The following is a 16,305-nucleotide window of genomic DNA, read 5'->3' as shown; positions in this document are numbered from 1 at the left end:
TATAAATCTATTACTTTTATTTATGACTTTTTATTTAAAAATGAATAGGATATGTGTATAAATTAGTCCTAAATATAAATAATACTTAGGAAAGGAAAGAGATAATGAAAGGTTTTTTAATAAATAAAAAGATTAATTTAAAAAGTACCTTTATAAAACTAATCCTATCTTACATAATACTTACTTCGCTGATACTTTCTATAACAACCACAGTTCTATATAATAGCTATAAAAATCAACTAATAGAAAACTCCATAGGAAGTTCTGAAAAAACACTAAATCAAGCTATTTATTATACAGACTACATATTAAATTGGTCCAAGCTGTTTTTATATCAGTTATACCTAAACGAAGATATATATAGCCTAATGTATTACGGTAAAAATAATTATTATAGTTCTAACGAAAATTCGAAGATACTTCAATTGAATTTTCCTTTGCCATCTATTCACTCAGTCTATGTCTACAATAATAATAGTGGAAAGGTGTATAGCTCTATAAGTGAAACTGTAGACATCAACAACTTTTATGATAAGGGTCTTTTACCCCTTATCAGTGATTCTTCTGACGGCTTTAGTACAGGTTTAACTCCAAGAAAAGTAAGTTTTTTATCTAAGGACAACTTGAAATATGATAGAAATATTCTTTCTATCACATTTTCTAATACTAAGAATTCTAAAAATAACTTGCCGGATGGAGCTATAATTTTAAATTTATCTGTAGATGAAATTGAAAAATACTTTAAAACTATTTCTAAGGATAAGTGTGATATATTCGCTATTGATAACACTGGAAATATAATTTTCCACTCAAATTCAAGTATGTTTCTTAAAAATGTTTCATCCCTTGAATACGTAAAAACTATACTTAATGAACATAATTCTAAAGGTAGTTTTTTATCAGACATAAATGGTGAGCCTTGTGTAATATCTTATAATTCTTCAGATAAACTTGGTTTAAAGCTTATAGCAGTAGCTCCATATCATACGTTACTAGGAAGTATGGAGGAAATGAATCATCTAATGTTAATAATCTTTATAAGCTTGCTTTTTATAGGTATTATAGTTTCCTACTTCATATCTAAAAAAATATATTCGCCTATAGGGAGAATTGTAAAAGATGTTGAAAATAAAATTATAAAACATAATCTGATAGGCGAAATACAATCAAATGAATTCGATTTTTTATCTTTAGCTATAGATTCAGTATTTAATGAGAATATTTCCTTAAAAAAACTTTCCTTTGAGGATAGAAAATTTTTAAGAAATCGGTTAATAGAAAGTCTCTTACTAAATAATTTAACAAATTTCAAAGACATAAAAGAAAGGTTAGATGAATTAAATATTAAAGTATCAGAAGGAACTAATTTAGTTATCTTATTTAAGATTGATCAAATTTCTGAGTTTTACTCTAAATATTCTCATGAAGACAGAAAACTTCTAAGGTTTGGAATATGCAACATATGTCAGGATGTTTCTTCAAAGGCTTATAATAGTGAATGTATATCTATAGGTAAAAAACATATTTCTCTTATTTTAAACACATCAGACAGAGGAAGCCTTGAAAATTTAGACTTAGTTGAAAATCTTATAAAAGAAATTCAGAACTACGTTATGTTGTTTTATAATATTTCTCTATCTGCTGCTATAGGATGTTGTGCTGATAATTTATACAAAATATCTACTTCTTATGAAGTTGCTATGAACTATTTAAATTACACATTAAAATTTGGCTCAGGCTCTATATTAAATTATGATAAAATCATCCTAAACTTAAATAGTGAGTATCAGTATCCAGATGAGATTGAAAACGCTTTATTTAGTGCAGTTAAGCTAGCAAATATAAAAAACATGGAAAAGGAACTGGACAGAATACTAGAAAAAATAAGTTCTTACTCTTACAGCAATATGCTCCTTGGAATATCTCAATTAGCATTACATTCAAAAAAACTAATTGATACTTTGTACAACATTAATAATGAGAGTTCAAACATTAACCTTAAAAGTTTCTTAAACAATTTAGATAAACTAGAAACCTTTACCGAGGTAAAAAGCTGGTTTATTGATTTATATACAAGCTCTATTACTCAATTAGATGAGAAAAAATCAAACAAAAAAAATGATATTATAAAAAATACCATAGCTTATATAAATGAAAATTATAATAACCCAAATTTATCTGTAGATATTATATCCGACTATGTAAATATCTCATCTAGCTATCTAAGAGCAATATTTAAGACTACAGAGAATAAATCTTTATCTACTTATATATCTGAGTTGAGATTTAACAAGGCAAAGGTTTTACTTGAAACAACTAGCCTAACAGTTTCTGAAATATCTACTGAAGTTGGTTTTAGTAATAGTAATTATTTTTATACTGCATTTAAGAAAAAATATGGTATTTCGCCTAATCAGTATAGAAACACCTTCAAAATCCGAGGCTAGAAAACTTTTGGCACTAGCCATTTATTATATGTTATTTTTTCATTAATAATAAATAAAGGGTATATAGAACTTTTATACTATGGAGGGATAGTAATTGAAAACTATAGGAGTTTTAACAAGTGGTGGAGATGCACCAGGAATGAATGCGGCTATAAGAGCCGTTGTAAAAGCTGCAGCTTACAATAACATTAAGGTAATAGGTATAGAAAGGGGTTACAAGGGATTAATTAATGGGGAATTTAAACATTTAACTCCTTCAGTAGTTGAAGATATTATTGATAAAGGAGGAACTATCCTCAAAACGGCAAGGTCCCAGGAGTTTATGACAGATGATGGCCAAAAAAAGGCACTAAATGTTTTAGATATACTTGGAATAGAAGGTTTGATAGTTATAGGGGGCGAAGGCTCCTTCAAAGGCGCGTCAAGATTAAACAGATTAGGCGTTAAAATAGTAGCTATACCTGCAACAATAGATAACGACTTAGGTTATACAGACTATTCAATTGGTTTTGATACCACATTAAATATAGTTATAGACTGTATAAGTAAAGTACGAGATACTACTATCTCCCATGAAAAGGCTACTATTATTGAAGTTATGGGAAGATATTGCGGAGATATAGCCCTATATGCTGGGATAGCAGGAGGCGCTAAAATTACACTTATACCAGAAAAGGGAATAGAAGTTAACTCAGTTTGCCAAAAACTCCTTGAGGATAAAGCTAAGGGAAATCTAAATAATATTATTATACTAGCTGAAAATTTGTATGATCCATTGCAACTAAAAAAAGAGATAGAGGAAAAAACAGGAATTAATACAAGAGTTACAATGCTCGGCTTTATACAAAGGGGTGGTAGCCCTTCTGCCTTTGATAGAATACTTGCTAGTAGAATGGGTGCAAAATCCATAACTTTATTAGTAAAAGAGAGCACCTCAAAAGCAATTGGTATCAGAGGAAATTTCATGATTGATGTAGATATTGATGATGCTATAGCTTCTAAAAAAGAATTAAATGTTGAGTGCTATGAACTTTTAAAGGAATTCTCTATAATTTAAGATTTTTAATAGTAAAAAAAGCTGTAAGAAGAAATCTATCTAGATTATCTTCTTACAGCCTTACTTATCTAAAATTAAGCTATATCTTCATCAGATTTTATAAACTTATCTTTTCTTGATTTATAAACTGGGTATCCTATTAAAGTAGCTACAAGTCCTAATCCTGCATTCATAGGTTGAGTGAATAGAGTGTTTAATATTATATATAAACCTCCTATTATAGCTATAGCTGGTATTACAGGATATAGAGGAACTTTATATGGTCTGTGTAATTCTGGTCTGTTCTTTCTAAGAGTAAATACAGCACAGAATGTCATAACATAGAATATCCAAATTACGAATATTAATAAGTCTGTTAACTGGTCAAACTTACCTGAGAATATTAATAGTATTGAGATAACACCTATTAATATACCACTGTTTATTGGAGTTTTGAAAGTTGGGTGTAATTTTCCTAACCAGTTACTGAATGGTAGTTTATTTTCAACTGCCATAGCATATGGAATTCTCATTCCTGTCATTATATATCCGTTTAATGATCCAAATATTGAGATTAGAATACCTATAGTAATAATCTTTCCACCACCTGGTCCGAATATTACTGATGCTACGTCTGCAGCTGGTGTCTTAGTTGCAGCTAGTGTTGTTGCTGGTAATACGAATAGATAAGCAACGTTTATTAATAGGTAAATTGCCATAACTACTGATATACCACCAATAATTGCCTTAGGTAAATCTTTACCTGGGTTTTTCATTTCTCCTGCTATAGCTCCAACGTTTATCCATCCATCATAAGCGAACATTGTAGCTACAAGTGCTGATCCAAGACTTGTACCTATCGGATGATCAGCAGCAGTCATTGGGAATAATCTTACTACTCCACCATCACCTTTTGTTAAACCAACTAATATTATTGCAAATAAAGGTACTAACTTAGCAACAGTTGCAACAGTTTGGATAGCTCCACCTGTTTTTGATCCTAATGAGTTCATGCATATTAAGAATATAGTAGTTATAATTGCTATTGGAATTATCATTCCGTCGCCTAATGCTAATAATGAAACTGCTTGTGTTGCAAATATTATTCCAAGAGCTGCGATATTTGCTGGGAAATATATTACTGTCTGAGCCCAACCTAAAAGATATCCCCAAACATCTCCGTATGTCTCATTTAAGTAAGCTACCATACCACCTGTTTTTGGAATTGCAGCAGATACTTCAGCCGCTGTAAGTCCACCAGCTACGGATATTATTCCGCCTAGAACCCACGCCATCATACCTAGTCCTGGTGCGCCTGTCGCAGTAAATACAGCTGTAGGCTTAAAGAATACTCCTCCACCTATAACCATACCGATAACGATTGCAAGGGCGGGTACGAGACCGATTTCTTTTTTTAATTCATTTTTGCTCATTATACGATTTACCTCCCTACAAAAATTTTTTATTAAATATATTTTATTTCGATAAAATCTTAACATGTTTTACAGTTTAAATCAAGTGTAATTTTCGCAATAATTTTATTTTTATACCTAATTGTTGTATTAATCATCATAATTCTGATATCATAAGTATGAAATTACAAGTATAAAGTCGTTTTGTGAAGAGAAAAAACTCGAATATTGTAACTTTTTAAATATAAAACTTAAACTAAACATTGTTTTTATTAAAACTATTTTTAAATATGAATTCAATTATTCACAACGGTTTTTGTATTGTAATATGGATTATTAAAGTTTCTCTTTGGAAAATCATTATTTTAACAAAGCTAGCATAATTTTATTAGGTTTTATTGAGATTTTGTAAAAAATTATTAGAATATTGCTTAGCTATTAATAGACTTTCCCTAATAACCTTATTGTTATGCCATATAAATATAATTTTATTTCTAAAAATTGAATTTATCACAATCTATTTTTTTCAGCACAATTATTTTTTTAAATAAGCGTAAAATATTGAAGACTTTTTAGTCAAATATAGTTTCATTTATTTTAATAAACTTTTATTTATAAATTTTTATGTTAATATTTTCCCAGAATCCCTCATTTCCACAAGGCTGTGAGGGTATGGTTCAAAAAAACTTTGATTAATAAAACTAAAAACCTCAAATCTTATTAAATATCCTTTTATTAAGTATAAAGGAACTGAAAAAGGTATATTTCCACTTCTATATTTTTCTAAAGCATCTAATATAAATACGGTTTCTCTTTCTGAGATTTTATCCTGGAATACTTTTATAATGCTTAGCATTAAGCTAATATTTGATGTATATCTGGGCACCCTTGCCAAGACTAGTCCCAAATAATACTCATATTCCTTAATAATTCTTTCTGTGCTTTCTTCACTTTCTTTCTTTATTATATCGGACAGCTTTCTAAATCCCTTTTTATTGTAGTACATGAGTAGCAGCTCATTATATTTATGAAACTTCTTTAACTCTACAATGGAATTTGTCTTTTTTAGTTCTCTAAATCTAGCCATTGTATACAATTTTGTTAAAAAGTGTTCTCTAATTTTATAATCTTTCAACCTCCCTTCATCTTCAACAGCTAGATTAGGATATCTTTTTGTTACCTCTCCCCCAAAAAAACCCTTTCCCTTTCTAACTGCTGCTCCCTTATCTATACTGCTATATATTTTTACGTCTTTAATTCCACAAGAAGGAGACCTAGTTTTTAATAGAAACCCATCTACTTCTTCCAGGTTATTTAGAAATGTGTTAGAAAAATCATTCATCATTATTGATAAGTCCCTTCCTGTTTTAGTTTCAATAATTTTAAAATCTCCATCAATATTTACTACTCTTATGGAGTTCCTGGGTATTTCTAATCCTATTTCTATTTCCGGACATACTGGTACAAATCTAACATAGTCATTTAACTTATTTACAAACTCATCATTTTCAATTTGTCCGTTATATCTACATGCCTGAAACCCTAGACATTTGCTTACTACTACAATGGGTTTGACCTCCAATAATTTCATCTCCTTACTTTTCTAATGTAAAACTGATGAATGTTACTCCTGTCTAATTATTTTCTGTAAAACTCTAAAAAATATGTTTATGAATTAATTCCAATAAAATACTTTTGACAATTAATAATTTTTATTATATGATATAATTAATTATATAGTAAGGATGGTGTATATGGATAACCTAGCTAATATCTTTAGAGAAAAAAAGTTAAAACTTACTCCTCAACGTATCGCTGTGTACAAATATTTACAATCTACAAATGAACATCCATCTGCTGAAACAATATATAAAGCTCTACAACCAGAGTATCCTACAATGAGCTTAGCTACTGTTTATAAAGCTCTTAAAACCTTAGTTGAAGTAAACCTGGTTCAAGAGTTAAATGTAGGTGAAGGTAACTTTAGATATGATGGAAATGTATGTCCTCATTCTCACATACAATGTCTAAATTGCGGAAAAGTAAATGATGTAGAAGGTATTTGCTTTACTGACCTAAATGATAAAGTTAAAGATCTTACAGACTATGATATAATAGCTAATCAAATATATTTTTACGGTATTTGTAGTTCTTGCAAACAAGACGCTAAAGAAAACTAAAAATATGTTTATATAGATAAAGAGCAGTTTAGTGTATAAACTGCTCTTTATCTATAAGCTTCATCTACTGCTTCTTCCCATTCCTTTTTGCTTTGTTTTCCTGATAATATTTCATCGACCTTAGAAGATATGCTGCCCTTTAACTTTTCTGGTATGTTATATACAAATGCAACACCATCCTCAGTACTCTCCTGTAAGTGCTGTATGACACTACCTTTTACGCCTCCACCCTTAGAATTGTTAACCTTCTTATTTCCAGTTATAAACCCCTTTTCCACCAGTTTCTTTTGAGTATCATCACTTAGAGCAAACTTTATAAAATTAGTCACTTCTTCTCCATTCTTATGGTTTAGAGGAACAGACATAATTGATTCTGTTACAACTGGTATATTGAAATTTATTGAGGAATCCCCCATATTCTCTCCTATTACCTTTATATTTTCATCCTTAAAGCTTTTAGCATAGTGGGATGTAGCTACTATTAATGGCATATCTCCTTTCACAAATTTATCTACAGTACTATCATTTCCAATTTCAAAAGTATTCTTATTTATACCTCCAGCTTTACTTAAATCTGATAATGTATCAAATGCTTGCTGCATCTCGTTTAAGGATTTATAGGCAGATGCTCCACTATCATATATACTCTCTAACTTTCTCATACTCACCTTATTATTTACTATTATAGAAAAGAGCCCATTATTTATATCTAAGTCTTCTGGTATTATAACTGGAATTCTTTTTCCTGATTCACCTAACTTTTTTAACATACTTCCAAAATCAGTTATATTTGATGGCGGCTTAATATTTAACTTATCAAGTGCCTTTTGGTTATATAGAATTTCAATTGTATAAGGTATTAATGGTACTCCATAGTATTTATCATTGAATCTTCCATATGCCTTTACAACAGTATAATATCTTTCACTTATTTTATTTTCATCATAATAGCTATCCATATCACTTAAAAGACCCTTTTTACTTAGCTTCATCATATTATTTCTAGAAGTGAAAACAATATCTGATTCTCCGCCTTTACTTATATCTTCTTCTATCTTTCCGCCAATAGGGTTGTTAACATTTACTTTCACCTTTCCATTATCCTTTTTATATTCTTCAGTAATGAATTTAAGGATATCTAAGGATCCTTTATCTTTAGTATCAATATATATGTTCAATTGTTTTTCTTTGGCTGTCTCTTTTCCCTTACCACATCCACTAATATTGATTAATAATAATATTAGTAAAAGCATTGCTAATCCTCTTCTTCTAACAATCATATTTTCCTCCTTTCGCTTCTAGTAACTGTCAATTAAATTACTTATTTTTATGTTGATAAGTATTGTAAATTTATTTTGTGCATAATAATTAAATATATAATAATTTCATATAATTAACTGGAGGTGAAATATATGAAATTTAGGGTAATTTTTCTAAAGAAAAAATATATCTATTTTTTACTATTAACACTGATTATTTTGATACTGCTATTAATCTTGTTAGTTTCTAAAAACTATTCACCAACTTTCAATAAAATCTTAAACGACACAGCAATAAAAGCAGATCTTAACGGTGATGGAAAAGAGGACATACTATCTGTAAAAAAAATTGGTGAAAAGTATGACCTTGAGGTAAAAACTAAAGATAAAAGTTTTTCTATTAAAACAGACAAAAACTCTCCCCCAATCGGTCACTATTCTAGCTATTGGCCAATGAGAGTTACCCTCATGGATGTTTCTAGAGATAAGATTCCTGAAATTTTTATTCAGTCGTCTAATAAGGATACTCCCATTCAACATATTTTTATTTGGAATGACGGCAAATTTGAAAACCTATTTTCAAACACAAATAACATACTGGGCTTTATAGACTGTAAAAATAACAAAACGCCTAAAGTTATCTCTGGAAAACTCCAAAATGACGATATAACACTATCAAACTATATATTTCTTAATTATAAATTTAAGAATTATAATTATGAAACTAATAACGTATTTATGGGTAAAGATACTATTTGTTCCTTTGTCAAATTTGTACAAGGTCTTCCCCATAATGAATCCTACAGGCCTAAAGATATATTTGTGCCAACACTAGATAAATCAAGTTTGTCTGTAATTGATAAGTTAGCTGGTGATAACAATAGTTACGTATTTCAAGATGGCATTTTTACAGAGAATAAGTGCAATCAAGATGGCGAAGTATCTGAAGTTCTCTGGACTCTAAGTTTTAAGGGTGTCTCTAACCTAAATAGTAACACAGTAAAAAATTACACAATAAATCTCCTGTTAACTAAGGATGAAAATAGCAAAGATAATTTCTACTTTAAAATTACTTCCATGTATTTTAAATAATGTAAAAAATAAAAAGGGACCGTTTTACGGTCCCAAGGGGGATGGGGGGTTATTACATCAAATGAAGATTTTTATCATTTGATGTTTATGGAGATTTTATCTCCAATTACATTTATTATATTGTCCCGTTCCTTAAAAATTATTCACCTTCATACAAAAATTTTAATATTTTTTGCACATTTCTTCTAATTCTTCTCTTATTTCCTCTCTAAGATACTGAGGTTCTATAATTTCTGCATTTTTCCCAAAACCCATTATCCACTTTTTTAACTCATCAGTTTCATCTACATATAAATTAAATAGTATATCGTCCTCTTCTAAGGACTGTAGTTCTTCACTAACGTGCCAGCTTCCATTCTTTATAAAGTCTGCAGCTTCCCTGTGAAATTTTACAGTTACCTTTATCTTTTCTCCCTTAAATAATTTTTCGTTATCTTTTAAATAGTCTTTTAATGAAAAATTGTAAGGTCTCATATATATTTCATTTGTTATTTCTATGCTCTTAATCCTTGACAGTCTAAAAGTTTCTACAGAATCTTTTTTATGGCAATATCCAATTACATGCCATCCTCCCTCTCTAAATATTAAATTATAACAATCTAACTTTTCAATGGTTAAATTATTTTTGCTCATGGACAAATACTGAAGGCTTAAAGTACGTCCTCTACTCATTGCGTAATTAATCTTTGAAATTTTATCCTCAAGGCCCTGTAAACTTCCGATTTCGCTTATCTTAAAATCTCCACTATTATTTAAATGCTGTAAATTACTATCTTTATTTATACACAAATTCTTTATCTTGGCTACAGCACTTTTTAACTGCTTTTCTCCTGTAAACCCATTTTCCTCTGTAAGTATTTCCGAAGCCATTAATAGACTTTGCAGTTCATCTTCACTAAGTTTTGATGGTTTCATATAAAATTCTTCATCTATGAAGAAGCCACCGTATCTTCCCTTTCTAGTATGAACAGGTATATTAGCCTTATTTAAGCTACTTATATATCTATATATAGTCTTTTTATCTACTTCTAGAGTATCTGCTAATTCTGATGCAGTTGTAAGACCCTTATATTGAAGTGTAATTATCATTTCCATCAAATGAGATATCTTAGACATAATGCTTTACCCCCAGCGTAATTATTATACTAATCTATATTTATATCGTTTTATTTGTCGTTTTTTTTAGTATATTATTGTATAAATTTTAAGACACTTTTTACTAGTTATTCAAAGTATAACCTGACGATATTTTTGATTCCAGCAATTGAAGAAAATATGATAAAAATTTTCAAGTGCAAATTCCATAATTATATGTGTCAAATTTCCTAAAACTGAATATTATGTACTATGAGCAAAGGACAAGCGATTACCTGTACCTTAAGCTAAAAAATTAATTAAAACTTAAGATGTAAAGTAAAAAGAGTTAAATAAAACCAATGCCCAGAAAGGGGGGTTAGAGCATGCATGATCATCAATTACTAGCATTAGCTGCTTTAATAGCATTATTGCTATTAATATTCTGTAGAAGAAAAGGAGCTTATCTTGCTCTATTAATTGTTCTTGCTATCTTGATCGTAGCTGGTACAACCGGAAGAAGATAACTAATCAATAATAAAGAATTAATGTACCAATATACTTTATACCAGTTTTAAAACATTTTTTGTGTCAAGTATTACTAAACTTCATAATATATACTGTGAAGTAACTAAAGTACAGGTATTTTATATACAAAAGATACAACAAATGTTTTAACACAAAATTTCATAGAATCTGTGTCAACTTTCTTAATGATGAATACTATGTAGTATAAGGCAAACAAAAGACAAGCAGGTACCTAAGCCTAAGATAAAAGATTAATCAAACCTATGATGTAAAGTAAAAAGACTCAAATAAAACCAATGCCCAGAAAGGGGGGTAAAGTATGCGTGATCAACAATTACTAGCATTAGCTGCTTTAATAGCATTACTTCTATTATTATTCGGTAGAAGAAGAGGAGCTTATCTTGCTCTATTAATCGTTCTTGCTATTTTAATTATTGCAGGTACAACTGGAGAAGGAAGAAGAAGAAGAAGATGTTAGGCTAAAAATATAAAATTAGTGTATGGATATAAACAAAGGTTCTAGAGTAATAAAAACAGAAGATATAAAGTAAAGAGACTTAAATAAAGCCAATGCCCAGAAAGGGGGGTTAGGATATGCGTAGAAATCAATTATTAGCATTAGTTGCTATAATAGGCATAATACTATTAGCTTTCAGAAGAACTAGAGCTGCTCGTCTATCTATCTTAATAGTTCTTGCTGTTTTAATAGTAATAGGTGCTGCAGGAAGATTTGGATGGAGATAGTATAATTACTTGATAGGAGAGCTTAGATAGCTCTCCTTAATATAAAGGAGTGATAAAATGGGAAAACATCGCAGCAAAAGCTTTGTTGACAACCTAAATCTTGGTGAACTATTAAAAAGCATAGATATAAATCAAATTATATCATTAGTTTCTACATTGGTAGGAGCAAATAACATGAATGTAAATCAACTAAGTTCTATGCTCCGTAATTATGATTTAAATGACATAGCTAATGAAAATGGTGGAAATAAATTTGATGAAAATAAACTTAAATCCCAACTTTCAGCTTTAGCAGATAAGCTTGATGAAGTAGATGGCGGAAAAAATGGAAACATCCAAGACGAATTACTAAAAGCTGTTAAAAACCTACAGTTATCTTCTGATGATAACGATGCAATATATGACTTCTTAAAATCTAACCTAGATAGTGCTAGAAATAATTCCGATGAAAAAGACCACAAAAGAGATAAGAAAAGTAAAAAATAAGTAGTGCAATATAGTTTTTATCCATAAATTAAAGACATGTCATAATAATATTGACATGTCTTTACTCTTTTTAACTCTATTTATAAATTCATTGTTCCTAACTTTTCTAGTAATAGCATCGTGGTAGTTATAGCATTAAACACGAAATGGTTAAACACAGAGTACCAATATCCTTTTTTATGAATTAAATAACAATTATATACTCCAATCCATATTAATAGTGGAAATGCCTTTAAGTTAAAATGAATAAATCCGAAAATTAGGCTGCTTAGTATTGCTGCAAAATATACTCCTATTCTTGGTCTAAATATCTTCTCAAAGAATAACCATCTAAAGACAAACTCTTCAAGAACTGGGGCAAATATTATGACAATAGGAACTATAATTAAAAACTTTCCTAAAGGCATGTTTGCCATCCATGTAACTATTTCCTGCTGTTCTGCTTCAACCTTATAATTGGACAACATTATTGATTCAAAAATAGATATAAAAATTGTTATCAAGTATGAAATCGCTGTTAGTCTTATAGCTGAGAATAGTCTAAACTCCTTTAAACTAAACTTGAATCTTTCATAATCTTCTCTAACTCTGCTGCTTATGCTCCTTCTACTATACTGAATATTATTTATGGACATATAATCATTTCTAAATACGTCCCACTCTCTATTGGAAGATTTCAAATACATAATATTAAAAATTACAAGAATAAATGGAAGCAGGTTCTGAGTGAAAAATGAAAATATTATATATAAAAGACTTAACAGTACTGCTAATACCTTGCTCCTATGTCTCTCTCTCCAAAATCTTATAAACAGAATAAGTGGAGGAATATAAACAAACAAAAATACAAGAGCATCCTTAACTAAACTAATTCCATTCATTTTATTTTCTCCCTGCTTAAGTTGTAACACTTATTATAATATAGTCTTTATATTATCTTGCACTTTTATCTAATGTCTCTTGAATAACTTCCAAAAGTTCTTCTTTTCCCTGCTTTTTTAGGGAGGAAAAAGTTAATAATTGATCATTATCCTTTAACTCCAATGTATCTTTTATTAATCTTAAATTTTTCTGTAGTTCAGTTCTTGTTAATTTGTCAATCTTTGTAGCAACAACAATAGTATCATAGTTATAATACTTTATCCATTTATACATTGTTATATCGTCTGCTGATGGTTTGTGTCTACAATCCACAAGAAGTACTATCTTCTTTAGCTGTTCTCGCTGTACTAAGTATGTCTCGATTACCTTTCCCCAGCTTTCTTTTTCTGTCTTAGATACTTTCGCGTAACCATAGCCTGGTAAATCTACAAAGTAAAATTCGTTGTTTATTAGAAAGAAATTCACTAATCTTGTCTTACCTGGAGTTCCACTTACTTTAACCAATTTTCTTCTATTAGTTAAGGTATTTATCAGTGAAGACTTCCCAACATTAGATCTTCCTACAAAGGCTATCTCCGCTCTACCATCTTCAGGGTATTGAGTTCTTACTACTGCTGAAGTTATAAATTCTGCTTGTTTTATCTCCATATATTCATCTCCGTCTACAAGTTTTACTTTAGTGTTAACTTGTTTTTAATAAAAATCCTATTCATCTTTAACCAAAGCATTGTCTAGTACAATATCAATATTATCTGCAAGTATATATTTAAGTTTACTCTTAATAGTCTTTGGTACTTTTAGTATATCCTTCTCATTGTCTTTTGGTACTATTACAGTATCAATTCCAGCTCTATAAGCTGCAAGACTTTTCTCCTTAAGGCCTCCAATAGCCAGTACTCTACCTGTTAAAGTAATCTCACCAGTCATTGCAACATTATGTCTTACCTTTTTACCGCCAAGAGCAGATACCATAGCGGTAATCATTGTTACACCTGCTGAAGGGCCATCTTTAGGAACAGCTCCCTCTGGAACATGTATATGTATATCTTTGCTCTTATAGAACTCTTCTTCTATTCCATATTTATGTCCATTAGCTCTAACGTAACTATAACCTGCCCTTGCTGATTCCTTCATTACATCACCAAGTTGGCCTGTTAACTCTAGCTTTCCCGTTCCTTTCATAACAGATACTTCTATCGGTAAAGTATCTCCACCGTATCCTGTCCATGCCATACCCATTACTACGCCTATTTTGTCCTCTTCCTCTGCCCTATCATAGCTATATATCTCTGGTCCAAGATATGTCTTAACCTTATTTATAGTAATCATTATATTGTCTTTGTTTTTTTCTATCATTTCAGCCATGGATTTTCTTATTACAGTAGAACATTTTCTTTCAAGAGTTCTAACACCTGACTCTCTAGTGTAGCGATCAATAATATGATATATGGATGAATCCGAGAACTTAATTTTACTTTCATCTACTTCATGCTCTTTTAATCTTTTAGGTATTAAATGCTTTTTGCATATATGAAACTTTTCTTCACTTGTATACCCTGATACCTCTATAACTTCCATCCTATCAAGTAAAGGTCTTGGTATAGTATCTAAACTATTAGCTGTAGTAATAAATAATACATTAGACAGGTCAAAATCCAGTTCAAGATAATGATCCCTAAAAGTACTATTTTGCTCTGTATCTAAAACCTCTAAAAGAGCATCTGCTGGATTGCCTCTAAAGTCACTACTCATTTTATCTATTTCATCTAATAGAAATAATGGATTTTTAGACTTGGCTTGTTTCATTCCATAAATAACTCTTCCTGGAATAGCCCCAACATAAGTTTTTCTATGACCTCTTATCTCAGCTTCATCTCTAACTCCACCTAGAGACATTCTTACGAAATTTCTATTTAAAGCATGTGCTATAGACTTAGCTATGGAAGTCTTACCTACTCCTGGCGGTCCTACAAGACATAGTATTGGTCCTCTTAAGGAGTTACTCATTTGCTTCACTGCTAAGTATTCAATTATCCTGTCTTTTACATCTTCCAATCCATAATGCTCTTCCTCTAGAACCTTTCTAGCATCCTTTATGTCTAAGTTATCTTTAGTAGTATTATTCCATGGTAAATCTAAAATCCAATCTAGATAAGTCCTTATAACTCCGCCTTCTGAAGAATAAGTTCCACTATTCTTTAGCCTATCAAGTTCATATAATGCCTTTTCTTTAACTGGTTTTGGAAGCTTTGCCTTATTAATTTTGCTCTTATATTTTGCTATTTCCTTTTTATCCTCGTCATCCTCACCTAGTTCTTCTTGTATGGCCTTAAGCTGCTCTCTCAAGTAATATTCCTTCTGAACCTTATCTAATTTAGTCTTAACTCTTAGTCCTAGTTTTCTCTCTAGCTTTAAAATATCCACTTCATTATTTAATATATCAAAAAGCATCTTAAGCCTTTCGCTTATAGTATATGCTTCTAAAAGTTCCTGCTTAGCTTCTTGCTTAAGCATTAAATAAGAACTGACTATGTCTGCCATTCTTCCAGGGTCCTCTAATTCATCCAATGTAATTATAGTCTCTACTGGTACATTTCCTGATAGCTTTACATATTCATCAAAGCTTTTTCTTATTGCTCGAATAAGTGCTTCATCCTCTTTATTCTCTACAATTAACTCATCTTTTAAAACTTCAATTTTAGCTTCAAAGAAAGGCTCCTTTTTAATATATTCTGCTAATCTTCCTCTGCTTTCACCTTCCACTAATATACGTACAGTGTCTCCCGGCAACTTTAATATCTGCTTTATATTACAAATGGTTCCGATTTTAAAAATATCATCTTCATTAGGTTCTTCTATTTTTGCTTGCTTTTGAGCCACTAGAAATATTTTTTGTTCTCTAAGCATTGCTTCCTCAAGGGCAAGTATAGATTTCTCTCTACCTACATCGAAATGCAAAACCATATGTGGAAATATAGTAATACCTCTTAGCGGAATTAGAGGAAGAACTTTTTCAACATTATCCATATTTCTCCCCTCACTTCAAATAATAATTTAATAAAAGTAAATTCATGTTCAGGATATAATTAGACTAATATATTATAACCATAAAATGGACTTTTTTCAATTCTTCTATTAATTGATGTTAACTTTTTAAAGCAAGCT

At 30.1% G+C, this 16,305-nt stretch carries 15 protein-coding genes; 8 read left to right on the top strand and 7 right to left on the bottom strand.

Annotated elements, in window-relative coordinates:
• Positions 1 to 104: 104 nt before the first annotated feature.
• Together P8V03_RS08560 and pfkA are read left to right on the top strand one after the other, a co-directional pair.
• Complete coding sequence (locus tag P8V03_RS08560; RefSeq protein WP_318797869.1) at positions 105 to 2,447, top strand: AraC family transcriptional regulator; 2,343 nt, start codon at positions 105 to 107, stop codon at positions 2,445 to 2,447.
• 94 nt (positions 2,448 to 2,541) lie between these two features.
• The gene (pfkA, locus tag P8V03_RS08555; RefSeq protein WP_318797868.1) at positions 2,542 to 3,504 is read left to right on the top strand and encodes a 6-phosphofructokinase; all 963 of its coding nucleotides are present in this window, start codon (positions 2,542 to 2,544) and stop codon (positions 3,502 to 3,504) included.
• Between the two features lie 74 nt (positions 3,505 to 3,578).
• Here the strand turns inward: pfkA and P8V03_RS08550 are convergent, their stop codons facing one another.
• Both P8V03_RS08550 and P8V03_RS08545 read right to left on the bottom strand, forming a co-directional pair.
• Positions 3,579 to 4,916, bottom strand: coding sequence for an APC family permease (locus P8V03_RS08550; protein WP_261672936.1), 1,338 nt, complete (start codon positions 4,914 to 4,916; stop codon positions 3,579 to 3,581).
• Between the two features lie 601 nt (positions 4,917 to 5,517).
• Positions 5,518 to 6,477, bottom strand: coding sequence for a YbgA family protein (locus tag P8V03_RS08545; protein WP_318797867.1), 960 nt, complete (start codon positions 6,475 to 6,477; stop codon positions 5,518 to 5,520).
• Between the two features lie 172 nt (positions 6,478 to 6,649).
• Here P8V03_RS08545 and perR point away from each other — a divergent pair, with 172 nt between their 5' ends.
• Positions 6,650 to 7,075, top strand: a complete 426-nt coding sequence (perR, locus tag P8V03_RS08540) for a transcriptional regulator PerR (protein ID WP_318797866.1) — start codon at positions 6,650 to 6,652, stop codon at positions 7,073 to 7,075.
• 47 nt (positions 7,076 to 7,122) lie between these two features.
• On the opposite strand, the gene P8V03_RS08535 is transcribed toward perR, so the two are convergent.
• Positions 7,123 to 8,355, bottom strand: a complete 1,233-nt coding sequence (locus tag P8V03_RS08535) for an ABC transporter substrate-binding protein (protein WP_318797865.1) — start codon at positions 8,353 to 8,355, stop codon at positions 7,123 to 7,125.
• Positions 8,356 to 8,487: 132 nt separating this feature from the next.
• On the opposite strand from P8V03_RS08535, the gene P8V03_RS08530 reads away from it, so the two are divergent.
• Positions 8,488 to 9,426, top strand: a complete 939-nt coding sequence (locus P8V03_RS08530; protein ID WP_318797864.1) for a VCBS repeat-containing protein — start codon at positions 8,488 to 8,490, stop codon at positions 9,424 to 9,426.
• A 162-nt stretch (positions 9,427 to 9,588) separates the two neighbouring features.
• On the opposite strand, the gene P8V03_RS08525 is transcribed toward P8V03_RS08530, so the two are convergent.
• Positions 9,589 to 10,542, bottom strand: coding sequence for a helix-turn-helix transcriptional regulator (locus P8V03_RS08525; RefSeq protein ID WP_318797863.1), 954 nt, complete (start codon positions 10,540 to 10,542; stop codon positions 9,589 to 9,591).
• Between the two features lie 344 nt (positions 10,543 to 10,886).
• Here P8V03_RS08525 and P8V03_RS08520 point away from each other — a divergent pair, with 344 nt between their 5' ends.
• From P8V03_RS08520 to P8V03_RS08505, 4 genes are all read left to right on the top strand, one after another.
• Entirely contained in the window at positions 10,887 to 11,027 is a 141-nt protein-coding gene (locus tag P8V03_RS08520) for a hypothetical protein (RefSeq protein ID WP_261672942.1), read from the top strand.
• Between the two features lie 320 nt (positions 11,028 to 11,347).
• Positions 11,348 to 11,506: a hypothetical protein gene (locus tag P8V03_RS08515; protein WP_261672944.1), complete on the top strand. Its 159-nt coding sequence runs from the start codon at positions 11,348 to 11,350 to the stop codon at positions 11,504 to 11,506.
• Positions 11,507 to 11,622: 116 nt separating this feature from the next.
• Positions 11,623 to 11,772 (top strand): hypothetical protein, encoded by a 150-nt coding sequence (locus tag P8V03_RS08510; RefSeq protein WP_261672945.1) that lies wholly within the window; start codon positions 11,623 to 11,625, stop codon positions 11,770 to 11,772.
• Positions 11,773 to 11,829: 57 nt separating this feature from the next.
• Complete coding sequence (locus P8V03_RS08505; protein ID WP_261672946.1) at positions 11,830 to 12,258, top strand: hypothetical protein; 429 nt, start codon at positions 11,830 to 11,832, stop codon at positions 12,256 to 12,258.
• 80 nt (positions 12,259 to 12,338) lie between these two features.
• On the opposite strand, the gene P8V03_RS08500 is transcribed toward P8V03_RS08505, so the two are convergent.
• The 3 genes from P8V03_RS08500 to lon are packed head-to-tail and all read right to left on the bottom strand — an operon-like array spanning position 12,339 to position 16,167.
• A complete protein-coding gene (locus tag P8V03_RS08500) occupies positions 12,339 to 13,139 on the bottom strand; it encodes a CPBP family intramembrane glutamic endopeptidase (RefSeq protein WP_261672947.1) in 801 nt (266 codons plus the stop codon).
• A gap of 52 nt (positions 13,140 to 13,191) precedes the next feature.
• Complete coding sequence (gene yihA, locus P8V03_RS08495) at positions 13,192 to 13,788, bottom strand: ribosome biogenesis GTP-binding protein YihA/YsxC (protein ID WP_261672948.1); 597 nt, start codon at positions 13,786 to 13,788, stop codon at positions 13,192 to 13,194.
• 57 nt (positions 13,789 to 13,845) lie between these two features.
• Complete coding sequence (gene lon, locus P8V03_RS08490; RefSeq protein WP_318797862.1) at positions 13,846 to 16,167, bottom strand: endopeptidase La; 2,322 nt, start codon at positions 16,165 to 16,167, stop codon at positions 13,846 to 13,848.
• Positions 16,168 to 16,305: the final 138 nt, after the last annotated feature.

This window comes from Clostridium tanneri (assembly GCF_033659955.1).
Classification (GTDB): domain Bacteria; phylum Bacillota; class Clostridia; order Clostridiales; family Clostridiaceae; genus Clostridium_AM; species Clostridium_AM tanneri.
The sequence above is the reverse complement of the archived record's forward strand: the minus strand, read 5'-3'. Positions and strand labels throughout refer to the sequence as shown.